The following is a 26,376-nucleotide window of genomic DNA, read 5'->3' on the forward strand; positions in this document are numbered from 1 at the left end:
TTGAAGTTGATATCAGTATTAGTTATTGATGACTCGGCACTAATGCGAAAGTTACTGACGGACATAATAAATGGCGATCTACGAATGGAAGTGGTTGGCACAGCCGAAGATCCTTATGAGGCGCGTGACCAAATAAAGCGACTCAACCCAGATGTGTTAACGCTCGATATTGAGATGCCAAAAATGAATGGCATTACTTTTTTACGCAATTTGATGCGTTTGCGCCCGATGCCCGTGGTAATGGTCTCCACCCTTACCGAAAAAGGTGCTACGGCCACACTCAAATCATTAGAATTGGGTGCGTTCGATTATGTAGCTAAATCTACCCTACAAGAAGACTGGGGTATCGATAAGTTTTCTATGCTAGTGATAGAAAAAGTGCAAATGGCTTCATTGGCTAATGTTAATGCATTGGCTCAAAGTAGTTTGCTTGTTAGAGCAGATGACGATAGTAAGCAACTAAAAAAGCCAGTTAATCCAGGTGTCGTCAAAGCAGGTAGTATTATTGCGATAGGTTCTTCTACAGGTGGAACTGAAGCACTAAACCAAATATTGTCTGTTATGCCAGCTGATTCACCTCCTGTTGTTATAGCTCAGCATATTCCACCAACCTTCAGTACCTCTTTGGCACGACGCCTAAACGAAGTGTCTGCAATGACGGTAATGGAAGCCATAGATGGCAGCGAAATATTGCCCGGACATGCTTATTTGGCACCGGGAAATTTTCATTTAACCGTTCGTCGTCGGGGCCGTGGTTATATTTGTAGAATTTTGCATACGGGAAAAGTTAACAGGCATAGGCCGTCGGTGGATGTATTGTTTGATTCTGTAGTTAAGGAAGTCGGTAGCCTTGCGATAGGTGTTATCTTGACTGGCATGGGCGCCGACGGTGCTAAAGGTTTATTACGGATGCGTGAGGCTGGTTGCCAAACTGTGGGTCAGGACGAAGCTTCTAGCGTGGTTTTTGGCATGCCTAGGGCAGCTAAGCAAATGGGTGCAGTTCAATTTGAACTGCCTTTGTCAAAAATTTCTCAAAAAATACTGGATTTGTGTAGTTTACCAAAGCCACGTACTGGATTTTAATGACTATGCAAGTATGGGCCGTAGCTAACCAAAAGGGTGGGGTAGGAAAAACTACTACTGTCGTTACTTTAGCTGGGCTTCTAGCCCAGCAAGGCCATCAGGTTTTGGTGGTCGATCTGGACCCTCATGGTTCCCTTACTAGTTATTTTGGGTTAGATCCAGATACCATAAATAACTCTGTTTACGATTTGTTTGTTAACCCACAGCAAGAAGTTGCCGCGCTCTTTATTACTACTAACCTGCATAATCTCACCCTGCTTCCCGCCAGTAGCCGCATGGCTGCCCTTGAACGCCAAGCGGGGCAGTTGGGAGGTATGGGTCTAATAATTCAGCAAGCCTTGGTTCAAGTAAAATCCACCTTTGATTATGTGCTTATTGATAGTCCACCAATTTTGGGTGTGGCTATGATTAATGCGCTAGCAGCATGTGAACTATTGTTGATGCCGGTTCAAACTGAGTTTCTTGCTATTAAGGGCTTGATGCGGATGTCTAAAAGTTTAGATTTAGTATTAAAGACACGCCACCAACAATTGCAAGCGCTAGTGCTGCCAACCATGTACGATCGTCGCACTAAATCATCAATCCAGAGTTTACGTATCATTCGGGCAGAATTTGGTGAGCGAGTCTCCCATGCACTCATTCCCATTGATACACAATTCCGTAATGCCAGTTCGGCTGGCAAGGTGCCCAGCGAGTATAACCATTTAGCCCGTGGTGTTCAGGCCTATGATTTATTACTTACGCAGTTGCAGCGAAAGCGACAGCAAATACCCCAATGGTCGCGAGAGAATTAATGGTAAAGGAAAATGATTCTGTTCTCATGGACTACTTGTCTGGGCTATTAATGCCCTCAGATGCTACCCATGATGATGAGTGTAATAGTGATGAAGGGTTAATCCCCTCACTCGAACCCCAGGCCTGTTTACAGGTTAAGGTGGGTGAGCAAGACCTGTTGCTGCCATTGGCAGACTTATCGGGTATGCAGGCCATATGCGGCCCTTTAATTGCAATGGGTGGTGCCCATTGGCAAGGCGAAAAACATAGCGACCAAGTGTTATTGGATTTGAGAGCATTCCTAACCGTTTCGGCAGTGCCATATGACCTAAGCAGTTGGCGGGGCCACAGTCTTAAACTCAAACAAACCCAGCAATCTGTGTTGGTAGATCTTATTGTTGGCCCAGTACATTCGACGGGAAATGAGGAATGGCAGAATTACAATGGTGTGCGTTATACGTTGGTTATTGTGTAGCTTAACTTTATTCGCATTTTCCTCTCAAACAGATATAATAACTCTCCCTAATATAAATGAGTTAGCGATTAGTGTCCTTTCCGTCTTCTGCCATATTCCATCTTTTGTGTACCGACGATTTAGCTTGTGAAAGGGATTTAAGAGTTTTGTATAGCGGCCTTAATTTCGCCGTTAAGGCCGGAGAATTGTGGCATATTAAAGGTCGCAATGGTGCAGGAAAAACCACCTTATTACGCCAGCTTGCAGGCCTGCATCCAGTGGATACAGGTAAGGTGCTATACCCTAGGCATGCGACCAAGGTGATTTACATTGGCCACAAATTGGGTCTCAAAGAACAGCTCACAGCTGATGAAAATTTATCTTGGTTAGCAGGGTTAGATGGGTCGTCAACACAGCAGCAACGATATGCTGCCCTAGAAAAAGTAGGACTAAGGGGTTACGAAGAGAATACCGTTGCGCAACTATCGGCGGGTCAGAAACGTAGAGTGGCTTTAGCTCGGTTGCACCTTTGTAAAGGCAATATATGGTTGCTGGACGAACCTTTTACATCAATTGATCAACAAGGCATAGTTGACGAGCAGGATTGGTTAAACCAACATACCCTTGCAGGTGGTGCAGTATTGATGACCAGTCATCAAGAAATAAGCTTGCCGCAAGTTAAGATTTTAGACTTGAGTCAATATGCTCCGTTATAATCCAAATGTCCCTACAGCGAAGATAGGCCTTTAACATGATCAAATTTATGTTGGCAATCGTGCGTCGTGACATATTACTGGTTGCTAGACAGCCTGCAGAAATGATTAACCCACTGGTGTTTTTTGTGTTGGTGGTAGCGCTGTTTCCTTTAGGTGTTAGCCCCGAAGCTTCACTCTTATCTGAAGTCGCAGCTGGCGTGATTTGGGTGGCGGCAATGTTAGCGACACTATTATCTTTGGAATTGTTATTTAAGCTGGATCATGACGATGGTAGCTTGGAACAGTTGTTGTTAGCCCCATATCCTAGTTGGACCTTGGTTCTTGCCAAGGTGTTTGTACATTGGTTGGTGAGCGGGTTACCTTTAATATTAATATCACCCTTAATTGCAACTATGTTGTTTTTACCAACCCATGCTGTACCTGCTTTGATGTTAAGCCTACTTTTAGGCACCCCAACCCTTAGTTTGTTAGGCGCTATAGGTGCTGCATTAGTTACTGGAGTGAGGGGCGGTGGTATGTTGCTCACGTTGCTTATTTTACCTTTGTATGTGCCAGTGATTATTTTTGGCTCTTCTAGTGTAGCTGCTGCGGCACAGGGCATGGCAGTAGATGGCTACATCGCCTTATTAGCCGCTATGTTTGTATTTGCGTTAATGATAACGCCTTGGGCAGCAGGCTCGGCTTTAAAGCTATAAAATAAAGCAATGAAAAAAAATATATTTAAAGAGATGGTATTTATGACTCAGTCTATATGGCGCATGCCCCGTTGGTTCCATCAGATGGGTTCACCTAAGTGGTTTTATGACTTTGGGGGTATCTTGCAGCCATGGTTTGCAGTTGTGGCGTTTGTGCTGCTGACGTGGGGTGTGGTGTGGGGTTTGGCCTATGCACCAGCAGATTATCAGCAAGGTAACAGTTTTCGTATTATGTATGTGCATGTGCCAGCGGCTATTTTGTCACAGTCTATATTTTTAGGCATGGCTGTTGCTGGTGCAATCGGCCTTATTTGGAAGATGAAACTAGCCTTTATGGTTGCCCGCAGTTGTATAGCTATTGGTGCAACTTTCACCATAATTGCCTTATTAACGGGTGCGATTTGGGGTAAACCAACCTGGGGAGCGTATTGGGTTTGGGACGCACGTCTAACCTCTACCTTAGTGCTACTTTTTCTGTACGCCGGGGTAATGGCGTTAAATCAAGCCATAAGCGAGCGTCAAGTTGCTGGCAAAGCCACGGCCATATTGGCCATTGTGGGTACCATCAATATCCCTATAATCAAATATTCTGTGGAATGGTGGAACACTCTGCATCAAAGCTCTAGTTTTACTTTAACCTCAAAGCCAAGTATGCCTGCCGATATGTATTTGCCCTTATTGTTAACTGTGTTAGGTAGTTACTGTCTGTTCGCGTTAGTAGTTTTGATGCGCACTCGGACGCAAATATTACAAACTCAAAGTGGTACAAGTTGGCTGGCTCAGCACCGAGATATCACTGGAGCATAATTATGTATTTTGAATCTTTAGATGCGTTATTGAACATGGCAGGGCATGGGCCTTACGTTTGGTCTTGTTATGGGCTATTTGTTGCCCTATTAGGCATAAACATATGGCATGCGCGAAGCCAAAATTTGAAGGCGCTGAAACAAGCTAAAGCCCTCGTCCGACGTAACCAGTAATTGAAAGGCAAACAACCATGTTGATGCACCCTAAAAGACGTAATAAGCTGCTACTCATCCTCGGGCTGTTGTTGGGTGTGGGTGTGATTGTAGGCTTGGTGCTTTATGCACTGTCACAGAATATAAATCTGTTTTTCTCTCCCTCGGATATGGTTCAAGGTAAGGCACCTGCACATCAGCGTATCAGGGCTGGTGGAATGGTAAGAGAGGGCAGTTTAGTGCGTGCCCCAGACAGTTTAAAAGTTCGCTTCATTATTACTGATTTTGTGGAAGATGTTGAGGTAGACTATACAGGGATATTGCCGGACCTGTTCCGCGAAGGCCAAGGCATTGTAGCCCAAGGTAAACTCAATGATGATGGTGTTTTTTTAGCCGACGAAGTATTAGCCAAACATGATGAAAACTACATGCCACCAGAAGTGATTCAAGCATTAAATGAGGCTCAGTCTGCGAGTTTAGTGACAACGAAAGCACAGCCTCAGTCAGCAACTACTCAAGCTATAAAAGAGGACTCCGAATGATTCCAGAAATTGGAAATGTGGCCCTAATACTGGCCTTATTTTTAGCAATGAGCTTAGGATTTTTGCCTATGCTAGGCTCATATACTGGCCAAACGCGTCTTATGCTTAGTGCTAAACCTCTGGCCGTGGGTCTTGGTGTCATGTTACTTATTGCCTTTGCTATGTTGATGATTGCCTTTGCCCAAGATGATTTTAGTGTGCGTTATGTGGCTGAGAATTCAAATACCGCGTTACCCATGCAATATAAAATGAGTGCGGTTTGGGGAGGTCATGAAGGCTCATTATTACTTTGGGTGGTAATCCTTGGTATGTGGACTATGGCGGTAAGTCTACTGAGCAAAACTTTACCTTTGACTATGCAGGCTCGCGTTCTGGCGGTGATGGGTATGATAGGTGTGGGTTTTATCTCCTTCACCCTGCTCACCAGTAACCCTTTTTGGCGTTTATTGCCAGAAGCAGCCCTGCAAGGCGCAGACTTAAATCCTTTGTTACAGGATTTTGGTCTCATTGTTCATCCACCCATGCTGTATATGGGGTATGTTGGCTTTTCTGTGGCCTTTGCGTTCGCTATAGCCGCTCTTTTAGACGGCCACTATGATGCAGCGTGGGTGCGGTGGTCGCGACCATGGACAAGTGTAGCATGGGCATTTTTAACAGCAGGCATCGCTCTAGGGAGTTGGTGGGCATACTATGAACTCGGCTGGGGTGGTTGGTGGTTTTGGGATCCTGTTGAGAATGCTTCGTTTATGCCATGGTTGGTAGGCACGGCTTTATTACACTCTTTGGCAGTTTCAGAAAAACGAGGATTGTTCAAAAATTGGACATTATTGCTGGCTATTCTAGCCTTTAGTTTGAGTTTGTTGGGTACATTTTTGGTGCGCTCAGGTGTGCTCACCTCGGTACATGCGTTTGCATCAGATCCAGATCGTGGCTACTTTGTATTAGTATTACTGGCCATCACAGTGGGTGGATCCTTATTGCTGTTTGCTCTACGTGCCACTACTGTAGAGAGCCGAGTGGGTTATCGCTTTTGGTCCCGTGAAACATTTTTGTTATCGAACAATGTAATACTGGTAATTGCTGCGTTAACGGTGTTGCTTGGCACACTCTATCCCTTATTCCTGGATGCTATGGGTGGTGGAAAAATTTCTGTAGGTCCACCTTATTTCAATGCGGCTTTTGTACCTTTAATGGTGTTACTGATTGTTGCAATGGGTTTAGGCTTGGGCTCTAAATGGAAACGAATAAATCCTAATGAGTTATGGCGATTATTACGCTCGCCAGCGCTTATAGCGATGGTGCTGGGAATTGTATTTCCATATGCTTATAACGGCACATTTAATCCCTCAACAGCGTTAGCCGCAGCACTACTGGCGTGGCTGTTATTAGCTTCCTGGGTGGATCTGAGAAGGAGGTTGCGGCACCAGACGTGGTGGCGAGGTTTGCGGCAATTAAATCCTGGTTATTATGGCATGTTATTGGCCCATGTTGGCATCGGTGTCACCGCCTTGGGGATTGCCGTTGTAAGCCATTACTCGGTACAAAAAGACTTACGTATGGCCATCGGTGATCAAGCAACTCTTGGTCAATATCACTTTACCTTTGAAGGTGTTCAAAATGTTACAGGTCCAAATTATATAGCCCTTGAGGGCCAAGTGAAGGTGGTTAGAGATGATCAGGTGGTTGCTAATTTGTTACCCCAAAAACGGACATATACTAGCCGAGGTCAAACCATGACAGAAGCGGCGATAGACCCAGCCCTAAACCGCGATATCTATGTGGCTATGGGAGAGCCGCTGGCTGATGGTGCCTGGGCGATGCGTTTGCATATAAAGCCTATGATTCGGCTAATTTGGCTTGGTGCACTTATGATGGCATTAGGTGGATTGCTAGCCGTATGGGATAAACGTTATCGGCGAAGAAAATTACCAATTGAGGGAGTTCCACAATGACCACAACAATTAAGCGATTATTGATTGTGTCACCGATGCTAATGGCCTTTGCGCTAGGCTTGTTCTTGTACCAAGGCATTGGCAAAGATCCTAATAACATTGAATCAAGTTTGATTGGCCAGTCACTTCCAGCATTTAATGCCCCAACACTAATGTTGCCAAATAAAAATGTCACTCAAGTTGACATGCTTGGTCAGCCAGCACTAATCAATGTATGGGCCACTTGGTGCCCCACATGTCGTGCTGAGCATGAGTTTTTGGTTGGTATTGCTAAACAAGAAAAAGTAAGGATTTTTGGGGTTAATTACCACGACCAGCTTACTGCCGCACAACAATGGTTAAAAGAATTAGGTAACCCTTACGTATTTTCTGTATCTGATCCGAAAGGTGTCCTGGGCATTGACCTTGGAGTGGTAGGTGCACCAGAAACTTACTTAATTGATGCACAAGGCGTGGTGATTGATAAACTAACTGGTGAACTAAATGAGCGCACTTGGCCGCCATTGCGCAGTAAGTACCTCAAATTGCTCGAGGCAACAAACTGATGTTTAAGGCTGCTTTAGCGAGTATGTTGTTCTGTTTGGCGAGTGCTGTATTGCCATTGGCCCAAGCAGATATTAAATCATACGAATTTGCAGAACCAGAAATGGCTCAACGATTTGTGGACTTAACCACGGTCTTGCGTTGTCCAAAATGTCAAAATCAAAATTTAGCTGATTCAGATTCGATAATTGCTAAAGACCTTCGTGCACAAGTACAAAAGTTAATTAATACAGGCCAAACTGATCGCCAGATTACTGAGTTTATGGTGCAGCGTTATGGTGAATTTATCTTGTATGACCCACCGTTTAACAAAGCCACAATGGTGCTTTGGCTTATGCCATTTGGCATGGTGCTTATTGGCTTATGGGCGCTATGGTTTTTTGGTCGTAAAACCCACAACCAAGGTGCCATGTTAACACCTTCGGAACAACAACAATTGGATCAACTTCTAGCCGATAACCAGCCTCCAAGTAGGGATTAAATAATGATTGAACTTTGGGCTGCTATTGCTCTTTTACTGTGCCTGACAAGTGGCTTTGTACTGTGGGCTTGGTGGCGGCCTTTGCCAACCTCGGCCGTATCTAACAATAGAAATGACGCTGTGGTAGAGCTCTATCGCGTTAAACAAATGGAACTAGAGCAAGAGCTTGCATCTGCACAGATCAATCGTAGTGACTACGATCAAGGTTTAGCTGAAATGCAGCGTACTCTATTGTTAGAAACATCAGACTCCGCATTACCCTTGAGCTCCCCTAACAATGCGGGTGGTTTATTATTATTGTTGGTCGCATTAGTGATCCCTGTTGCTGGATTGCTGACTTACTTTCAGCTTGGAGCCTATAGCAGCTTGGAACAGAGTTTTAACTTGCAAAATACCCGATCAATTACTGCGTCTGCAACGTCATTGCCGCCTTTAATTAGCAGTCTTGAGGGTGAGTTGGAACAGCGACCAAATAATCCAGAAGGTTGGTATTTATTGGCCAATAGTTACATGCAAGCGGAACAAACCGCTTTAGGTATTGCTGCATTTGAGCAGGCGTTAAACTACGTGCAGACTGGAAGCCGTCAGCATTCTGCGTTACTTGGTCAATATGCCCAGGCTTTGTTTTTTGACGAAGGCGAATTTAGTCAGCTGGTTAACCAAGCTATAGCTGAAGCTATGGCGCAGGACCCTAAGGATGTCTCGGCTTTGAGTTTGCTAGGCATTCAAGCCTTTGAGAACGAAAGCTATGATGCAGCCATACAATTTTGGCAGCGTGCGTTGCCTAGGGCAGGCGAGGGTCAGGGTAAAGCCTCACTTCAAGCTGGCATCGATAGTGCACAGCAAATGCTTACTGAAGACCCAAGTCAGGGCCTAGGTGTGGCCTTGCCCATAAAGGTGTCCTTAGCCAACGGGTTATCGATACCTGGGTCACAGCAAGCTGTGCTATTTGTATATGCCAAACAGGCTGAAAGAGCAATGCCACTATTTGCAACCAAACTAAACCCTGGCAACCTACCGCTAGATGTACTGTTAACTGATGCTATGGCGCTTCAAAAGGGCACCCGCTTGGCTGATTATCAAACCTTAAACCTTAGTGCACACATTGCTATGGCGGGAGTGCCGGGCCAAAAGCCTGGAGACTTGGTCAGTCAAACCCTTGTTGTGACCATTGCAGAAGATAAAACAGTTTATTTGACCATAGATCAAATACTGAAGTAACCTACCACCCACAATAATAACAGAGTCCATAGATGCGCCTAAATAGCATCAAGTTAGAGAGCCCATAGATGCGCCTAAAGAGCATCAAATTAGCTGGTTTTAAATCATTTGTTGATCCCACTAAGGTCCACTTGCCAGGCAACCTGTGTGCTATTGTTGGCCCCAATGGCTGTGGAAAATCTAATATCATCGATGCTGTGCGTTGGGTGATGGGAGAAAGCTCCGCCAAAAACCTGCGTGGAGAAAATGCGACGGATGTTATTTTTAACGGTTCCTCTAGTCGGCAACCTGTTGGCCAAGCCACTATTGAGCTAGTATTCGATAACCACGATCGTACCTTGGCTGGTGAATTTGCCAGCTACAACGAAGTCTCCATTCGGCGAAAGGTAACCCGTGAAGGGCAATCTACCTATTTTTTGAATGGTCAAAAGTGCCGTCGAAGAGACGTTACGGAGTTGTTCTTGGGCACAGGTTTAGGTCCCCGTAGCTATTCAATCATCGAGCAGGGCATGATCTCTCGCTTGATAGAATCACGTCCTGAAGAATTGCGCATCTACATTGAGGAGGCGGCTGGTATTTCGCGTTATAAAGAACGTCGACGTGATACCTCTAATCGCATCAGCCGCAGCAGAGAAAATTTAGCACGCTTGCAAGATATTAGAGAAGAACTTGGCCGCCAATTAGAGACCCTCAAGCAGCAAGCAGCAGCAGCAGAGCAATACACAGAATTAAAACAAAACGAACGTCAACATAAGTCTCAGCTGGCGACGCTGCAATGGCGGGAGTTACGAGAAAAGTTATTAGACCAGCGTATTGGCATGGGCCGTATTAAAGATCAAATTGTTTTGCAACGGAGTGAACAGGGTACCCGTTTAGCGCAATTAGATGTACAAAAAGACGACTTGGCGCTGCTTAATGAAAACTTCACCCAGCAACAAGGTGAGTTTTATAGTTTGGGTGCAGACATTGCGCGCTTGGAACAAAGCATAGAGCACAACCAACAGCAACAGCAACGTTGGCAGGCTGATGCGTCTGAGGCGCAGCAGCAATTGAGCCGTATCGAAGAAGCATGTGCTACAGATGGTAAAGAACTCAATCACCTAAGCCAACAGCAAGATCAGCTTGCATTAGACTCTGAATTAGCCTCTGAACAGTTGTTTGAAGCAGAGACCAGCTTGCAAGAAAAGGAAGAACATCGTGAAAATTGGCAACTGCTATGGCAGCAAAAAAGTGTTGAACAAGCTAACTTAAAACGAATTATCGAAGTGGCTATAACGGGGTTGCAACATCAACAGCAACAAGCTGCCCAAGTGCAAAAAGATCGGCAAGCAAGCGAAACGGAGTTGGACGGCTTGAGTCTTCCAAGTAATGAAGAAATGGACCTGTTAGATGCGCAGGTCGAGCAGCAACAGCAACAGCAACATCTTTTGACTGAGCAGCTGTCAACCTTGGAACAGAAGCTGTTAGTCTTAAGGCAGCAGGAACGTGAGCAGCAGGAACAGCTAGACGGACAAGTGCAGGAGTTGGGCATGTTAGCAGGTCAGCTCTCATCCTTGCAGTTATTGCTAAAAGAAGCTGAACAAGGTGCAGCCGAGTTACCACTGGGGTGGCATGCAGAAGCGAGTCAGAAGCTTATTGATACTATGCAGGTGGACTTTGGGTGGGAAGCAGCCACAGAGCATGTATTGCAAGACTGGCTGGGAGGATATTTGTTGGCTCAATTGCCTGATCAAAGCCTTGACCAGTTGTCTGATGTTAGAGGTTTAACATTGTTGGTGCCTCACCTGGATGGACAGCCTGCAGCTGCAATGACCGCTTACCCAACTTTGCTTGATAAGGTAGATGTGCCTATTGGCTTAGAGGGTTTGTTAGGGCAAGTGCACATAGCGAACGATTGCCATGAAGCTAAAAATCTATTGGCTAGTTTGCCAGTCTATGGCAGCGTGGTTTTACCTGACGGTCTATGGCTGGGACATGGTTGGGTTCGTACTCCCCCAAGAGAAGGTAGTACTACTGGAGTGTTAGGGCGTAAGCACCAGGTTCAAGCTTTAGCTGCACAACAAGAGGCATTACGCTCGCTTCAGCAAGATACGCAAGCAAAGCTAACACAAGCACGAGAAGGCGCCTTGGAAGCAGAACAGGTGTTAAGCCAAATGCGTCAAACATGGCAGCTTGGCCAAAACCAGTACCAACAACATCAACAAGCATTGGCGTTATTGCAGCTACAAAGTCAACAAGGCCTGTTGCAACAACAAAATTTACGGCACCGTATCGAAGAACAAATTCAGCGCTTGCAGCACTTAGACGAAGAGATGGCATTGCTGCAAGAGGAATTGAGTGAGCACCAGTTGGTGTTGGAAAGTGCACAGTTGAATATACCAGAATTAGAGGCAAAAAAAGAAACCATTGAAACTCAGCTGGGCCAAGCAAAACTCGAATTCAATCACAAACAACAACTAGTGATTCAAGTGCAGGCGCGAATGGACAGTGTGTTGGCGCAAATTACTAGTTTGAGACGATCTGTGGAGCGATTGCATGAGCAGCGTACCCAGTGGCGGGATAAACAAGCCGAAATTCAGTCTAGGGGGGGCAACCAACAACACCCTGAAGATGATACTGCGCAAAGCCTTACCGATCAGTTAGATGCTTTGCTGATCCTTAGGTTAAATGCAGAGACTGCCATGGAGCAGCGGCGGCATGCTATTAATCAGGTGGAGCAGTTAATACGTCAGCTTGAACAACAGCAACAAAAGCAAGAACATGACATTCAGCAAAGCGATGCGCTGCTGCAAGATCAGCGTTTAATTGAGCGTGAGTTAGAAGTAAACTCCGATCATATTAAACAATCGATGATGGAGCAAAATGTACTGGTAGAAAAGCTTGCTGAAATCCTACCTGAGGCAATTAATCAACTGCAATTAAGTCATTTACTGGAACAGTGCCAAAGTCGTATTAAGAGATTAGGGGCAATTAACCTAGTAGCTATTGAAGAATATAAACTGCAACAAGAACGTAAAACATTTCTTGATCATCAGCACGATGAATTAATTGAAGCATTGGATAGTTTAGAGCAAGCTATTTATAAAATTGATAAAGAAACTCGAGCACGATTTAAGCAAACTTTTGATACGGTAAATGAGAGTTTAAATGTATTATTTCCAAAAGTTTTTGGTGGTGGGCGCGCTTACCTAGAACTTACCGACGAGGATATGCTTACAACGGGTGTCACCATCATGGCGCAGCCGCCAGGCAAAAGAAATAGCAGTATTCATCTGCTGTCAGGTGGAGAGAAAGCCTTAACTGCAATCGCTTTAGTTTTTTCTATTTTTCAGCTTAACCCGTCTCCTTTTTGTATGTTAGATGAAGTAGATGCCCCTCTTGATGATGCTAACGTGGAGCGATATGCGCGGCTAGTTAAAGAAATGTCAGCCCAGGTGCAGTTTATTTATATTAGCCATAACAAAATCGCTATGGAAATGGCGACTCAGTTATTAGGTGTCACCATGCAAGAAGCAGGCGTGTCGCGAGTTGTAACCGTGGATGTGGCGCAGGCAATCAACATGACAGAAGAAATGTTGCCATTATAAGGGTTGAATTAGTCTTTATTTGCGAATTTATCAAATTTAACCTGTATATAATTAAATATGTCTATAAAAACAACGCCTAAAGGTTTTATATCTATTATTTTGGGGGTATAGTCTAAATCTATTGGTTTAGCTGCTTTGCGGCACCATAATAATAATTTTTTTAAAGATCAACTATCTTATGATGTTAACAACGTGGTTACTGGTGTTTGCTGGTTTAACTGTTACTGCCATAGTAATCGATGGTTTGCGGCGTATGTTTGTAAGTCATGCAGCGTTAAAGATAGATATAGACGAAAGTTTGTGTGGCCTACCTCAAGAAAAATACACCAGCGAACTACCAAATGGTGGAGCACGCAGTGTTGGTGATGAATCTATAACCACAGTCATTAACAACGATCACAATGTAGAAGTTGAATTGTACGTTGATCTAGAACCCATGGCGCTTGTAATAGAAGATCTAGCGGTTGAGGATCTAATAGTTGAATCAGTGCCAGATAAGCAATTTGAAGAAGCAGACCTCGTGCTAGAGGTTGCAGCAGTTAATCATCTAGTTGAAGAGTTGGATGATACTGATGCTGCGGTTGTTAAGCATGATGAATTAGATCATGACGCTGACCGAATGCTAGATACCCTTGATGTTGTCTCCAATGAAGAAGTATTTATCCTTGACTCTACGCCAGTTAGCTTAAGTGCTGAAGAAATTAAAGCCTTAACAACAACATTTAACGCTGGCGGTATATTTTCTGATGTTGCAGCAGAGCATGCAATGCTTGCACTAGACTTTGACCCTACTCGACCTGTGCATGAATTGGTAGAAACTAACTCAATGGTGCAAAGTGATTTGTTTGCAGAACAGGATCTCACAGTATCAGTTACTGTTAAAAACTATGTAGCCCACGAGCTGCTTGAAACCAGTGACGATATTTTGTTTAGCGACACGGGAATCGAAGACCTAGGCGAAGAAGATTTAGCTGCAAGCGGTGCTGAATACTCGGCACAACACAGCCAAGATGAAAGCCTCTCAACAAAGATAGCCAAAGTAACTTCTATGACCTTTGGTAAAAAACTGCTAAGCCGAAAGCGTTTAGCAGCGCAGAAAGCTATTGAGCATGCAACTGTAGAAGAACGATCTAGAAATAATATACTCGTTGTCGAACAAGTCATCAGCATCCTGGTTACAGCCAACGACAGTCAGGGTTTTTACGGCCCTCAGTTACTTAAGCTGGTTGAAGCATGTGGCCTCGTTCACGGCGAAATGGATATTTTCCATCGCTTTGAAGATGGCCTAAGGCTAGGCAAAACCCAATTCAGTATGGCTAATATGATGGAACCTGGGACCTTCAATCTAACGGGAATGGATCACTTACACACTCCTGGAGTGGTGTTCTTTTTAACTTTGCCAACGGCTCAAGATAATATGCAGGCGTTTGACTATATGCTTGAAACTGCACAGTGTTTAGCTGCTAATCTTAGTGGTGAGGTGCTTGATGAAAAGCGCAGTGTGATGCGTCCACAAACGATTGAACATTGCCGCCAGCAAATTCGTGAATTTGAACGACGTAATATGACTCGCCGTGCGCAGCTTTAACTTACTACTAGTCTGAAGTGAACAATGCTAAATACCGCTATGGCGCATCTAGACGCCATTAAAGACCAACTACGCCAACATAACCACAGCTACTACATACTGGATGACCCCAGCATTCCCGATGCCGAATATGATCGGCTTATGCAACAACTGTTAGTTATAGAGAGTGTTCATCCGCAATGGGTGACAGCAGATTCTCCTAGTCAAAGAGTAGGAGATAAGCCCCTAGAAGGTTTTCAGCAAGTCACCCATGCCTTACCAATGCTGTCTCTAGATAACGCCTTTGATGGCGATGATTTACGAGAATTTGATCGCCGTGTGAGGGAGCGCTTAAGTAAGCATTCTGACAGAGCCATAGAAGACCCCATCATTTATGCCTGTGAGCCTAAGCTTGATGGCATTGCCGTAAGCCTTACTTACGAAAATGGATTATTAGTAACTGCAGCAACGCGTGGTGATGGCAGTCGTGGAGAAGACATTACTCAAAATATGCGTACTTTAGATTCGGTGCCCCTATGTCTGTTAGGTAAAGGCTGGCCTGCAACTCTAGAAGTCCGCGGTGAAGTGTATATGCCCAGTGCTGGGTTTGAGGCCCTCAATACAAAGCTAGCTGCAAAAGGCTTAAAGACTTACGTAAACCCACGAAATACGGCGGCTGGAAGCTTAAGGCAGCTAGATAGTAAAATTACTGCACAAAGGCCGTTGGAGCTATGTGCCTATAGCATAGGGTTGGTCAGTGATGACAATACTTTACCGCAGCAACACTTCGATATTCTTCACCAACTGCAAGTGTGGGGTTTCAAGATCAATGCAGAAATGCGACGTGTGCAAGGTATTGAAGCCTGTTTAGACTATTACCAAACGCTGGCATCCAGGCGCACTCATTTGGCCTACGAAATTGATGGCATTGTGTTTAAAGTTGATCAATTAGAGCTACAGGAACGTTTAGGTTTTGTGGCTCGGGCGCCTCGCTGGGCAATCGCTCATAAATTTCCTGCGCAAGAAGAAATGACCGGCTTATTAAAAGTTGATTTTCAGGTTGGGCGAACAGGCGCTGTTACTCCCGTAGCTAGGCTAGAACCAGTGTTTGTGGGTGGAGTCACCGTAAGTAATGCTACCTTACATAACATGGACGAAATACAGCGCTTAGACCTGCATTTAGGCGATACGGTTATTGTAAGGCGCGCTGGCGATGTGATTCCTAAAGTTGTACAGGTGGTATTGGAGCGTCGACCAGCTTCAGCGGAAGCGATACAGACCCCCACAACGTGCCCTATATGCGAAGGCCCCGTAGAGCGGGAAGAAGGTGAAGCTGCGCTAAGGTGTGTTAACGGTTTAAGTTGTGGTGCTCAAATTGTGCAGGCAATAAAACACTTTGTGTCTCGTAAAGCCATGGACATTGATGGTTTAGGTGAAAAACAAGTTCAAGCTTTAGTCGAAACAGGTAAAATAAAACATGTTGCAGATTTATATGCTTTGGACCATGCCGTCTTAGCGGCGATGGAACGCATGGGGGAAAAATCTGCCAGCAACCTGTTATCTGCTTTGCATAAAAGTAAATCTACAAGTTTGGCTAAATTTTTGTTTAGTTTAGGTATTCGTGAAGTTGGTGAGGCTACGGCTCGCAGCTTAGCCATGCACTATGGTCGCCTAACAAACATTAAAGTGGCCGATATTGAAAGTTTACTGGCGGTTGAAGATGTTGGTCCTATTGTGGCTAACCGTATCCTTCACTTTTTTGCCGACCATGATACCCTTACAATAATTGATGAACTGCAACGTGCGGGTGTGCATTGGCCCGAATTTGATCCTGTGGAAGTGCAATCTCACCAACAAAACTTACCTTTTAAAGGGTTTTCTTTTGTCGTTACTGGCACTCTATCTAGCTTATCGCGAGATGAGCTAAAATCCCAATTACAAGAGTTGGGAGCGAAGGTGGCGTCAAGTGTATCAAAGAAAACGGACTACCTTGTGGCGGGAGAGAAAGCAGGGTCTAAACTAATTAAGGCTCAAGATCTACAAGTGACGGTACTTGATGAGTCTCAAGCCCTTAGTTTGGTTGCCAATGCCCTAGAACAAGTGTCCAAGTTTAACCAGGTTGTTGAGTAGGTAATGCATAACATCCAGTTCAGTTTCTAACACAGTTTAAAGGAATACAATTACCATGACGGTAAAACAAAGCGTTGCGTGGCAGGCCCTCGAAGCGCACTTGCAGAAGGATATTGTGCCCTATTCCCTTAAACAGTTGTTCAATGGGGCTGGTGCCCAGCGTTTTGGCGATCTTTCCATAACTACTCAAGGGTTATTGTTGGATTTGTCCAAGCAGAAACTCACCCCTGAAACATTGCATCTGCTTATTGATTTAGCCCAACAGCAAGGCTTAGCACAAGCTACAAAAAAGCTCTATAGCGGTGGCAAAGTCAACCGTTCTGAACTGCGACCAGCGTTACATACAGCCTTAAGAGCAGCTTCTTCAGATCAATACAGTGCAGTTCAAATTGATGGTCAATATGTGAACCAACTGGTAGATGAAAATTTGCTGGATATGGAAAGAATTGCTAGCAAAATACAACGAGGTGAGTGGCTAGGTTATTCTGGACAGCCTATTACTACGGTAGTCAATATTGGTGTAGGGGGTTCTGATATTGGGCCTCATATGGTGTGTCATGCCTTAGCTGAGTTTCGTGTAGAGACCAAATTCCCACTTGATGTGATGTTTGTCTCCTCTATGGATGGCAGCCAGTTGGCAGAGATGTTGCAACACTTAGATCAAGGTTCAACCCTGTTTATCATTGCGTCTAAAACCTTCACCACTGTAGATACTTTAGCGAATGCGGAGACTGCACGAGCTTGGTTACGTAAAAAAATACCTAGTGATAGCCTTATTGGCCAACACCACATTGTGGGTTGTAGCGCTTTTCCAGAACGTATGGCAGCTTGGGGGATACCTTCTGAAAATCAAATTGCTTTATGGGATTGGGTAGGCGGACGTTATTCATTGTGGAGTGGCATTGGCCTGCCTATAGCCATTAAATTAGGCATGGCCAGTTTTAAGCAGCTTCTTAAAGGTGCACACGCCATGGATGAGCACTTTCAAAACGCAAAATTGCATGAAAATTTGCCTGTAATGCTGGCCTTAACGGGCATTTGGAATATTAATTTTTTAGGATTAAAGGCCCATACCATTTTACCTTATGATGGGCGTCTTAAGTTATTGCCTAATTACCTTAGTCAGCTAGAGATGGAAAGTAACGGGAAGTCTGTGACAAATGCTGGGGAAAAAGTTGATTTTGATACTAGTCCAGTCATATGGGGTGACGTAGGCGCTAATGCTCAGCATGCGTTTTTTCAGTTATTGCATCAGGGCACTCCAGCCTATTATGCTGACTTCATTGTGCCCGTCAAACGCACTGCTTCTAAGGAATATACCAACGCCACGCGTGTCCAATTGGAGTATCAACAGGCGTTAAATTTAGCCAATTGCATAGCGCAATCTAGGGTGCTCATGTTAGGTGATGATGTACTCAACTGGGAGCAAAGTATTGCCGCTTCGCCAGATCGCTTGTATCCAGGTAATCACCCGTCTAGTACGCTAATGTTTGACGAACTCACGCCAGAGAGTCTGGGGCTTTTGATAGCACTATACGAGCACAAGGTGTTTGTGCAGGCTGTGGTGTGGGATATCAACCCTTTCGATCAGTGGGGTGTTGAACTAGGTAAGCAGATCGCTAAATCCACTCTCAGTGCTATTCAAAAGAGACAGGCAGGAGCAACCTCCGCAGAAGGCGCCGAATTTGACGCTTCTACCGAAGGTTTATTAAACCATATGTTTAAACACCATTATTAAATACGACAGCTGTCTTTGCTACCACCGTTGTTAAAGTAGTGGTCAAATGCTTTGGGGGTGCGCCCTCGACCTGACCATTCGTGCTTGATGCCTTGTGTGTCGGTAATGCGATACTGAGGGGCTACTGGCTTACGAGGTTTCTTGATCTTAGGTGCGTCGGTTGAGAAAAAATCCTCTGGGGTCAGTCCAGCTTCTGTAATAGCCGCGAGTATGGCTTGTTTTTCCGCATCTTTTTTGACGGAGTGCTCAGCAAGGGCTACTTCTTCTTGGATGCGTTTTTCGATAAACTCAGACAAATGATTAGCTATAGTTTGTAGCTGTTCTACACTAAGATTTTTGCAGGCGGCACGAAAACGGTTTTTATTACGGGCAATTTTAGAAAATTCAGTCATAATGGTTCCACGATTAGTTGCACTTAATGGTGCACAGAATTTTAGTTGTAAATTTTTTTTAATCAGCGTCAATAAAGAAATATTAATAATTTTATTCTAGTGCAGTTTAAAATAGTAAACAATTAATGTATTTTTTTATTATAAAATGTGTGCAACACATAATAACTTAATTTTTATTTAATTTAAAACAAAACTTATACTAATGAATAAATACGATTTGCACAGTCACACAAAATTCTCAGATGGTAGTCTATCTGCTACAGAACTAATAGATTTGGCAATTGAACGCGGTATTACACACCTTGCAATTACAGATCATGATACCGTTAAAGCACACTTACAGTTAGCTGAAAATAATTATTGTTTTGAAGCTGACAAAATATGCATTATTAAAGGTATAGAGTTTTCTAGTCAATGGAATAATATGGGAGTGCATATTGTTGGTTTAAATATTGATGTTAATTCAACATCAATTAAAACTGCCGTAGCCCATCAAACACAGTTGCGTTTGCAAAGAGTAAAAACCATCGCTAAAAAATTAACTCAGCGAGGTTTTCCAGATATTACTCAGGGTGCAATGAAACTCGCTGGAGATGGCCAAGTTGGGCGCCCCCATATTGCTCAATACATGTTAGAGGAAGGCTTGGTATCAAGTGTAGGTCAGGCGTTTAATAAGTATTTAGGAGCCGGTAAAGTTGGCGATATATCTAATGTTTGGCCAGATTTAGAGCAGGTTGTTGAGTGGATTAATGCAGCCGGTGGTATTGCCGTGGTGGCTCACCCGAGTCGTTATAAAATGACCCGTACCAAACGCCGGCGTCTGATGGCAGATTTTTCAGACGCAGGTGGCCAAGCCATAGAAGTTTGTGCTGGTAACCAAGTGCCAGGGGTAGCTGAAGAAATGGCTATTATATGTGATGAATTTGGTTTTCATGCCTCGGTGGGTAGTGATTTTCATAACCCAGACTATCAATGGGTGAAGCTGGGTCAGTACCCTCAATTGCCAAAATTATGCCGGCCTGTTTGGGAGTTGTTTTAACATGGAGGTAAGGGTAGAGGGTAAAGAATACGAAATGCCTGTGGATCTTTATATTCCACCCCACGCGTTACAAGTTATTTTAGAAACTACCTTTGAGGGGCCACTAGACTTATTGCTCTATTTAATTAGACGTCATAATTTAGATATACTAAGTATTAATGTGGCTAAGATTACCTACCAATATATTGCCTACATTGAATTGATGGAGGCTAATCAATTTGAATTGGCAGGTGATTACTTAGTTATGGCGGCGACACTAGCAGAAATAAAAAGCCGTAGTTTACTTCCACGTACCCAAGCCATAGATGATGAAGAGGAAGACCCAAGGGTACGACTAATAATGCAGCTGCGAGAATACGAACGTTTTAAGAACGCCTCAGAAAGAGTAGCTGAATTGCCACGTATGGGTAGAGATAATTTTCCTGTGTGTATGGATATGCCTGATATTAAACAGGTCCGCCCTCAGCCCACTGTGCAAATGGACGAGTTACTAGCGGCTTATGCTGGTGTACTGAAACGTTGTGACATGTATGAACATCACACTATCTCCCGCGAGCGTCTTTCTACACGTGAACGGATGTCTAGTTTAATGGCGCAACTGCAAGAGCATCAACTTATGTCATTTCACAGCCTATTTCATGTATCGGAAGGACGCATGGGTGTGGTAGTTACATTTTTGGCAATGATGGAGTTAGTTAAGGAAAAATTGATTAAATTGGTGCAGGTTCAAGAGTACGGGCCAATTCACGTAAGCTTAGGGGGGCAGATTGAATCCCCAAACCAGGAACTTTCCTTATGATTACTGAACTTGGCCCAGTATTGGAAGCCTTATTATTGGCTGCAGATAAACCTTTAAGCGTTGAGCGTTTATGTCAACTATTTGATGAGAGTGATGGTGTTGACAATAAACGCATTAAAAAAACTCTTAGGGACCTAAAAGGAAGCTATGGGGGGCGAGGTTATCAGTTAATTGAAGTGGCTTCTGGGTTCCGTTTTCAAGTGCATCAAGACTATGCCCTTTGGGTGGCGCGCTTATGGCAAGAGAAACCTCAAAAGTACTCCAGAGCATTGCTTGAAACCCTCTCTATTATTGCTTATCAGCAACCGATTACGCGGGGAGAAATTGAGGCGATACGTGGCGTAGGAGTGAGCTCTCCAATCATTCATACCATGATTGAAAGATGCTGGATACGTAGTGTTGGACACAAAGAGGTGCCTGGTCGTCCTGAGTTATTTGCTACCACTAAAGAGTTTTTAGATCACTTTAATCTAACGCAACTCAGTGATTTGCCTGCCCTTGAGGAGTTAGCCTCGTGGGATGAGGCAACCATGGCCCCAGCCAAATTAAAACAACCTCAACAACAAGAAATCGAGGTCGTGACGGAGTCAATACATTAAGCTATAATAATTACTCAGATTAACTGTATTGATGGGACTATCATGACAGATCAAAACCTTCCCCTCGGGGAACTTCCAGAGCTCGCTGAAGAAAAAGCCAGCGACGAAAAACTTCAAAAAGTACTTGCCCGAGCGGGTGTAGGTTCGCGCCGAGAAATGGAACGTTGGATTGCCGCAGGACGAGTGACTATCAATAAAGAAAAAGCCCAATTGGGTGATCGTGTTACTTGGCGCGATCACATTTCTGTGGATGGCAAACAAGTAGACATAGTCTCGCCTAACAACATTGAACGACGCGTGCTTATTTATAACAAGCCGGAAGGTGAAATTGTTACTCGCTCAGACCCAGAAAATCGCTCCACGGTGTTCGATAAGCTGCCGCGCTTGAAAGGCGAACGCTGGATTGCTGTGGGTCGTTTAGACATCAACACCGCAGGCCTGTTGTTATTTACCACAGACGGTGAACTGGCTAACTCATTAATGCATCCATCCACCACTATTGAGCGTGAATACGCCGTTCGTGTTATGGGCCATGTCACAATGGAGCAAGTGACTGCTATGCACCAAGGGGTGTTATTAGACGACGGCATGGCACGTTTTAATGACATTCAAGAATTTGGTGGTGAAGGTATTAACCGCTGGTATCACGTGGTAATCATGGAGGGCCGTAACCGTGAAGTACGCCGTTTATGGGAGTCTCAAGGCTTGAGAGTTAACCGCTTAAAACGTGTGCGTTATGGTAACGTATTTCTACCACCTCAACTTAGAGCTGGTATGTGGATGGAAATGCCACAACCAGAAATTAACGCGCTATCGCAATTTGTGGGTATGCGTCCGAAGAAAGTCAAACGTCGTTTGCCTAAAGAGCAAGAGAGTTTTGATCGTCAAGAGAAACGCCAACGCACCCGTCGTCACGCGTAACCCGAGCATACAGACTCACAAAGCGGCCTAGTTCATTTTATTGTGTCACTTAACACCAACGCACCCCTGACTGGCACTATCTTGTTCTAGGATAAGGGGTTTGGTCTTTTTTTTAGCCTAATGGTGAGGTGCGGTAAAGCGCTCTGTTTTACCATCGATTTTTTGATCAGCAACGCTCACTGGGTCAAGGTGAATAATGACGTCGGCGTAGGGAAATGCTTCCATAATACGTTGTTCTAGAGCATCTGCTACATCGTGGGCTTGCATTAATAGCATGTTGTCCTGAAGTTCTAAATGTAATTGAATGAATTGCATGTGGCCAGATTGCCTGCTGCGCAAGTCATGCATACCTAAAACAAGTGGTTGAGTCAGAGCCAATTGAGTAATGATTTGCCGTTGCTCATCACTTAACTCATGGTCTAGTAATAAGTGGAAAGCCGTTTTTGCAATGCCCCATGCGCTGTAAACGACGTATGCACCAATGCCCAGTGCTAGGTATGGATCAGCACCGTAATACCCATAAGCCGCTAGAATAAGGGCGATGATAACGCCAAAGTTCATTAATAAATCGGATGCGTAGTGCAGCGAGTCCGCCTCAATAGCAGTGGATTGAGTACGCTTTACAACTAACCGTTGTAATAATACTAGTGCACCGGTAAGGACCATACTGGCTATCATGACACTAATACCAATAGCGCTGTTTTCAACCATCACTGGGTCCCATAAACGACCTACAGTTTGTGAAAGTAACAACCCAATTGAGCCTAAAATTAACAAGGCTTGGGCAAGACCGGCAAGAGCTTCTGCCTTACCGTGACCAAAACGATGTTCCTCGTCGGCGGGGGCCATAGCATAGCGCACGGCGAAAAAATTAATTAGCGAGGCCGCGCTATCCATGATGGAATCAATCAAAGAGGCCAGTAAACTTACGCTTTGAGTTTGGTCCCAGGCCCATGTTTTGATAATGATTAAAACAAGCGCAACAATGACCGAGGCCCAAGTGGCAAGTTTGATGAGTTGGCTGTATGTCATTGCTAAAGTATAGCTCAAATGAGTTCAGCCCTGGGTTAATTTTATCAAACACTAGCCAAAACTGATCAAGTTAAGTATTAAAAAACGCAAAGGCTAATCTATTGGTGTGCAGTCATTTGCACTACTTCCAATGTTGGTTCTTGCGGATATTGGGTGTTTGTATTTACGCAATATAGCTTACAATTTGATGATTATTGCGAGCAGTAGGGGTGCTGCCCGCAAACGGTTTAAGCAGCTTTGGCTTCTTCATTGGCACGGTTGTGCCAGCGAATGTGTAGCATGGTGCTGGTGTAAAGTAGGGTGATAACAAAAGCGCCTAAGACGCCGTTTACGGGTACGTACATTATTTCGATGGTGAAATAGATCAGTAATACAAAACACATCCACGCCAGTTGACGTAAGTGCTGCTTATACATAGCTAACGCAAAGCCGAGCAGAGGAAAACACTTAATGCCAATGATAACGATACTGCCAATTTCTGCATAGGGGTGTGCCAAGGTGCTAATAACAAAATAGGCGAGTAGCGCTATATAGGCAGCTAAACTGACGGTACGTGAGTATTTACGTTTTTGTTGGTACTGCATTACAAAATCTCCAAAACGGATTCAGGTGGGCGACCAATACGAGCTTGGTCTTGATGAATAACAATAGGTCTTTCGATCAGCTGAGGATGGTTGACCATTGCGGTAATTAATTCTGACTGAGTTAAATGAATGTTAGCAAGCTGTTCCAGCTTATAAGCATCTTCTCCTTTACGCATAAGGTTACGAGCATCGTCCATGCCTAACATGGACAACAATTGCTCTAGTTCTTTTGAGCTTGGGCCCTGTTCTAGGTACAAACGGATTTCTGGCTTAACATCATTGGCTTCTAACAAAGCTAAGGTGGCTCGCGACTTAGAACAGCTTGGGTTGTGATATAAAGTTACGCTCATGATTAACGGCCTAATTTAGCCTTAATAAACTCTAAGGCATCTGCCAAAGGCATGTCTTCATTAGCTTCAGCACGACGGTCGCGGTATTCCAATGTGCCGCTGTCTAAGCCGCGGTCTCCAATTACTATGCGATGTGGTAGACCAATAAGCTCGGCATCGGCAAATTTAACGCCTGGGCGCATAGCGCGATCGTCCATAATGACGTCAATACCTAGAACCTTAAGTTCGTTGTATAGCTTGTCTGTTGCAGTGCGCACAGCTTCTGATTTTTCATAATTAAGGGGAATAAGTGCCACTTCAAAAGGTGCAAGAGCTAGGGGCCACATAATACCTTTGTCATCAAAGTTCTGTTCAATACAGGCCGCCACTATACGGGTGATGCCGATGCCATAACAACCCATTTCCATGAATTGGGCTTTGCCACTTTCATTCAACACAGTAGCGTTCATAGCGCGGGAGTACTTATCACCCAATTGGAAGATGTGTCCTACTTCAATGCCACGTTTAATTTCAATTTCGCCATCGCCACATGGGCTGGGATCGCCCTCCACCACGTTACGAATGTCGGCTACATCAGTATAGGCACTGTCGCGTTGCCAGTTAACATTGGTGTGGTGATAACCTGCATCGTTGGCACCTGCGGTGAAATTGCTCATTACAGTAACGGCCCGGTCGGCGATGATTGAGATAGTTAAACCAACCGGCCCTATAGACCCAGGCGTGGTGCCTAATTCATCAATAATGCGCTGCTCTGGTGCCATGGTTAGTGGTTCAGCAATAAGAGGGTGCTTCTCGGCTTTAATTTCATTCATGTTGTGATCACCACGTAAGACTAAGGCCACCAACGGTTGGTATCCTTCGTCGTCTGCAGTGCCAAGAACAACTAGCGTTTTAAGGCTTTGGGTTTTAGCTAAGCCTAAAAATTCACATACACTGTCTATGGTTTTTTGATCTGGCGTATGAACTTTTTCCATAACCTTACTTGGGGCAGCGCGCTCCATAACAGGTAGCATGGCTTCGGCGGTTTCTACGTTAGCAGCAAAGCTGCTGCCAGCACTATTGCTAAAGGCTATATCATCTTCACCAGAGCGCGCCAGCACATGAAACTCTTGTGAAGCGTCGCCACCTATACTACCAGAGTCTGCACGAACGGCACGGAAGTCCAAGCCTAAGCGAGTAAAGATGTTAGTGTAAGCCGTGTGCATTGTATTATAGGTTTGTTGCAGGGATTCTTGGCCTAGGTGAAACGAGTAAGCGTCCTTCATGATGAATTCGCGGGAACGCATTACGCCAAAACGGGGGCGCACTTCGTCACGAAACTTAGTTTGAATCTGGTAAAAGTTCATGGGTAAGTTCTTATAACTACGAACTTCCTTACGCACCATGTCGGTAATCACTTCCTCGTGGGTAGGACCTATGCAAAAATCACGCTGATGGCGGTCTTTTAAACGTAAAAGCTCTGGGCCATATCGTTGCCAACGGCCAGATTCTTGCCACAGTTCAGCAGGTTGAACCGCAGGCATTAATAATTCTTGAGCACCTGCGGCATCCAGCTCTTCCCTTACAATACGTTCAACTTTGCGAATGCTACGTAAACCCATAGGTAGCCACGTATAGAGCCCTGAAGCCAAGCGACGAATTAGGCCAGCTCTAAGCATAAGTTGATGACTGATAACTTCTGCATCTGCAGGAGTTTCTTTTTGGGTGGCAATTAAAAACTGGCTGGCGCGCATGGGGTAGTGGATCCGATAAAAACTAAAAAGATAAGCCGCTATTGTATGTTGCCATGGCCGTGGGATAAATGCCTTTGACGGTTAAATTAGTAATAATTAGATAATAGTTGTATGAATGGGTAATAAAGGTGCATTTTCTACTGCCTCTGGGGAGGTGGAATGGGGTATAATTTCGGGTTTTGAGATGTCCGGCTGGAGTACACTATGCCTATCTATGAATACATCTGCCAAGCATGTGGTTTTGGTAAAGACGTATTGCAAAAGTTAAGCGATGCACCGTTAACAGATTGCCCAGAATGTGGCAAAGATCAGTACCGTAAACAAATTTCTGCGGCTGGCTTTAGGCTTAAGGGCCAAGGTTGGTACGAAACAGATTTTAAAACCGGTGCTAAAAAGAATTTAGCGGGGGATGCAAAAAGCTCAAGTGTGGCTAATGATTCACCATAATACCTATTAACATTATTTAAGATTTAGGAAGTACAATT

The 26,376-nt window shown here is 44.5% G+C and carries 26 protein-coding genes; 21 read left to right on the forward strand and 5 right to left on the reverse strand.

What is annotated here, in order from left to right; all coding sequences use genetic code 11:
• The 16 genes from ABXT70_RS05575 (at position 1) to pgi (ending at position 18,442) form a co-directional block, all read left to right on the forward strand.
• The gene (locus ABXT70_RS05575) at positions 1-1,083 is read left to right on the forward strand and encodes a protein-glutamate methylesterase/protein-glutamine glutaminase (protein WP_443642185.1); all 1,083 of its coding nucleotides are present in this window, start codon (positions 1-3) and stop codon (positions 1,081-1,083) included.
• Positions 1,083-1,877: a ParA family protein gene (locus ABXT70_RS05580; protein WP_443642186.1), complete on the forward strand. Its 795-nt coding sequence runs from the start codon at positions 1,083-1,085 to the stop codon at positions 1,875-1,877. Before ABXT70_RS05575 ends, ABXT70_RS05580 begins: the two co-directional genes overlap by 1 nt.
• Positions 1,877-2,332, forward strand: a complete 456-nt coding sequence (locus ABXT70_RS05585; protein WP_443642187.1) for a hypothetical protein — start codon at positions 1,877-1,879, stop codon at positions 2,330-2,332. Before ABXT70_RS05580 ends, ABXT70_RS05585 begins: the two co-directional genes overlap by 1 nt.
• Before the next feature lie 71 nt (positions 2,333-2,403).
• Positions 2,404-3,027, forward strand: a complete 624-nt coding sequence (gene ccmA, locus ABXT70_RS05590; RefSeq protein WP_443642188.1) for a cytochrome c biogenesis heme-transporting ATPase CcmA — start codon at positions 2,404-2,406, stop codon at positions 3,025-3,027.
• Between the two features lie 35 nt (positions 3,028-3,062).
• Complete coding sequence (gene ccmB, locus ABXT70_RS05595) at positions 3,063-3,722, forward strand: heme exporter protein CcmB (protein WP_443642189.1); 660 nt, start codon at positions 3,063-3,065, stop codon at positions 3,720-3,722.
• A 42-nt stretch (positions 3,723-3,764) separates the two neighbouring features.
• Positions 3,765-4,529, forward strand: coding sequence for a heme ABC transporter permease (locus ABXT70_RS05600; RefSeq protein ID WP_443642190.1), 765 nt, complete (start codon positions 3,765-3,767; stop codon positions 4,527-4,529).
• A gap of 2 nt (positions 4,530-4,531) precedes the next feature.
• Positions 4,532-4,702 carry a heme exporter protein CcmD gene (gene ccmD / locus ABXT70_RS05605; protein ID WP_443642191.1) on the forward strand — a complete coding sequence of 57 codons (171 nt, stop codon included), beginning with the start codon at positions 4,532-4,534 and terminating at the stop codon, positions 4,700-4,702.
• Between the two features lie 23 nt (positions 4,703-4,725).
• Positions 4,726-5,223, forward strand: coding sequence for a cytochrome c maturation protein CcmE (gene ccmE, locus ABXT70_RS05610; protein WP_443642483.1), 498 nt, complete (start codon positions 4,726-4,728; stop codon positions 5,221-5,223).
• A complete protein-coding gene (locus ABXT70_RS05615) occupies positions 5,220-7,175 on the forward strand; it encodes a heme lyase CcmF/NrfE family subunit (RefSeq protein WP_443642192.1) in 1,956 nt (651 codons plus the stop codon). Before ccmE ends, ABXT70_RS05615 begins: the two co-directional genes overlap by 4 nt.
• On the forward strand, positions 7,172-7,720 hold the full coding sequence (locus ABXT70_RS05620; protein ID WP_443642193.1) for a DsbE family thiol:disulfide interchange protein: 549 nt from the start codon (positions 7,172-7,174) through the stop codon (positions 7,718-7,720). The genes ABXT70_RS05615 and ABXT70_RS05620 overlap by 4 nt, the downstream gene beginning before the upstream one ends.
• Entirely contained in the window at positions 7,720-8,199 is a 480-nt protein-coding gene (locus tag ABXT70_RS05625) for a cytochrome c-type biogenesis protein (protein ID WP_443642194.1), read from the forward strand. The genes ABXT70_RS05620 and ABXT70_RS05625 overlap by 1 nt, the downstream gene beginning before the upstream one ends.
• A 3-nt stretch (positions 8,200-8,202) precedes the next feature.
• Positions 8,203-9,420: a c-type cytochrome biogenesis protein CcmI gene (ccmI, locus tag ABXT70_RS05630; protein WP_443642195.1), complete on the forward strand. Its 1,218-nt coding sequence runs from the start codon at positions 8,203-8,205 to the stop codon at positions 9,418-9,420.
• A gap of 68 nt (positions 9,421-9,488) precedes the next feature.
• Positions 9,489-13,007: a chromosome segregation protein SMC gene (gene smc, locus ABXT70_RS05635; protein ID WP_443642196.1), complete on the forward strand. Its 3,519-nt coding sequence runs from the start codon at positions 9,489-9,491 to the stop codon at positions 13,005-13,007.
• A 178-nt stretch (positions 13,008-13,185) separates the two neighbouring features.
• The gene (zipA, locus tag ABXT70_RS05640) at positions 13,186-14,595 is read left to right on the forward strand and encodes a cell division protein ZipA (protein WP_443642197.1); all 1,410 of its coding nucleotides are present in this window, start codon (positions 13,186-13,188) and stop codon (positions 14,593-14,595) included.
• A gap of 24 nt (positions 14,596-14,619) precedes the next feature.
• Entirely contained in the window at positions 14,620-16,704 is a 2,085-nt protein-coding gene (gene ligA, locus ABXT70_RS05645; protein WP_443642198.1) for an NAD-dependent DNA ligase LigA, read from the forward strand.
• Between the two features lie 55 nt (positions 16,705-16,759).
• Positions 16,760-18,442 carry a glucose-6-phosphate isomerase gene (gene pgi, locus ABXT70_RS05650; RefSeq protein WP_443642199.1) on the forward strand — a complete coding sequence of 561 codons (1,683 nt, stop codon included), beginning with the start codon at positions 16,760-16,762 and terminating at the stop codon, positions 18,440-18,442.
• Here the strand turns inward: pgi and ABXT70_RS05655 are convergent.
• Positions 18,439-18,834, reverse strand: a complete 396-nt coding sequence (locus tag ABXT70_RS05655; protein ID WP_443642200.1) for an H-NS histone family protein — start codon at positions 18,832-18,834, stop codon at positions 18,439-18,441. The two genes, pgi and ABXT70_RS05655, sit on opposite strands and share 4 nt — an antisense overlap.
• A gap of 202 nt (positions 18,835-19,036) precedes the next feature.
• Between ABXT70_RS05655 and ABXT70_RS05660 the strand changes: the two genes are divergently transcribed.
• Genes ABXT70_RS05660 through rluB form a run of 4 tightly spaced genes read left to right on the forward strand, consistent with a single transcriptional unit; the run spans position 19,037 to position 22,192 of the window.
• Positions 19,037-19,873: a PHP domain-containing protein gene (locus tag ABXT70_RS05660; protein WP_443642201.1), complete on the forward strand. Its 837-nt coding sequence runs from the start codon at positions 19,037-19,039 to the stop codon at positions 19,871-19,873.
• A 1-nt stretch (position 19,874) separates the two neighbouring features.
• The gene (locus ABXT70_RS05665; RefSeq protein WP_443642202.1) at positions 19,875-20,672 is read left to right on the forward strand and encodes a segregation and condensation protein A; all 798 of its coding nucleotides are present in this window, start codon (positions 19,875-19,877) and stop codon (positions 20,670-20,672) included.
• Positions 20,669-21,271 (forward strand): SMC-Scp complex subunit ScpB, encoded by a 603-nt coding sequence (gene scpB, locus ABXT70_RS05670; protein WP_443642203.1) that lies wholly within the window; start codon positions 20,669-20,671, stop codon positions 21,269-21,271. The genes ABXT70_RS05665 and scpB overlap by 4 nt, the downstream gene beginning before the upstream one ends.
• Positions 21,272-21,313: 42 nt before the next feature.
• Positions 21,314-22,192 carry a 23S rRNA pseudouridine(2605) synthase RluB gene (gene rluB / locus ABXT70_RS05675; RefSeq protein ID WP_443642204.1) on the forward strand — a complete coding sequence of 293 codons (879 nt, stop codon included), beginning with the start codon at positions 21,314-21,316 and terminating at the stop codon, positions 22,190-22,192.
• A 117-nt stretch (positions 22,193-22,309) separates the two neighbouring features.
• On the opposite strand, the gene ABXT70_RS05680 is transcribed toward rluB, so the two are convergent.
• From ABXT70_RS05680 to ABXT70_RS05695, 4 genes are all read right to left on the reverse strand, one after another.
• Positions 22,310-23,242, reverse strand: a complete 933-nt coding sequence (locus ABXT70_RS05680; RefSeq protein ID WP_443642205.1) for a cation diffusion facilitator family transporter — start codon at positions 23,240-23,242, stop codon at positions 22,310-22,312.
• Between the two features lie 209 nt (positions 23,243-23,451).
• Positions 23,452-23,808 (reverse strand): DUF2069 domain-containing protein, encoded by a 357-nt coding sequence (locus ABXT70_RS05685; RefSeq protein WP_443642206.1) that lies wholly within the window; start codon positions 23,806-23,808, stop codon positions 23,452-23,454.
• The gene (arsC, locus tag ABXT70_RS05690; RefSeq protein ID WP_443642207.1) at positions 23,808-24,158 is read right to left on the reverse strand and encodes an arsenate reductase (glutaredoxin); all 351 of its coding nucleotides are present in this window, start codon (positions 24,156-24,158) and stop codon (positions 23,808-23,810) included. The genes ABXT70_RS05685 and arsC overlap by 1 nt, the downstream gene beginning before the upstream one ends.
• A 2-nt stretch (positions 24,159-24,160) precedes the next feature.
• Positions 24,161-25,891 carry a proline--tRNA ligase gene (locus ABXT70_RS05695; RefSeq protein WP_443642208.1) on the reverse strand — a complete coding sequence of 577 codons (1,731 nt, stop codon included), beginning with the start codon at positions 25,889-25,891 and terminating at the stop codon, positions 24,161-24,163.
• A gap of 204 nt (positions 25,892-26,095) precedes the next feature.
• On the opposite strand from ABXT70_RS05695, the gene ABXT70_RS05700 reads away from it, so the two are divergent.
• Positions 26,096-26,338 carry an FmdB family zinc ribbon protein gene (locus ABXT70_RS05700; RefSeq protein ID WP_443642209.1) on the forward strand — a complete coding sequence of 81 codons (243 nt, stop codon included), beginning with the start codon at positions 26,096-26,098 and terminating at the stop codon, positions 26,336-26,338.
• The last annotated feature ends 38 nt before the right edge of the window (positions 26,339-26,376 follow it).

Origin of the sequence: Candidatus Njordibacter sp. Uisw_039, from assembly GCF_047730075.1 — a bacterium.
GTDB lineage: Bacteria > Pseudomonadota > Gammaproteobacteria > Pseudomonadales > Balneatricaceae > Njordibacter.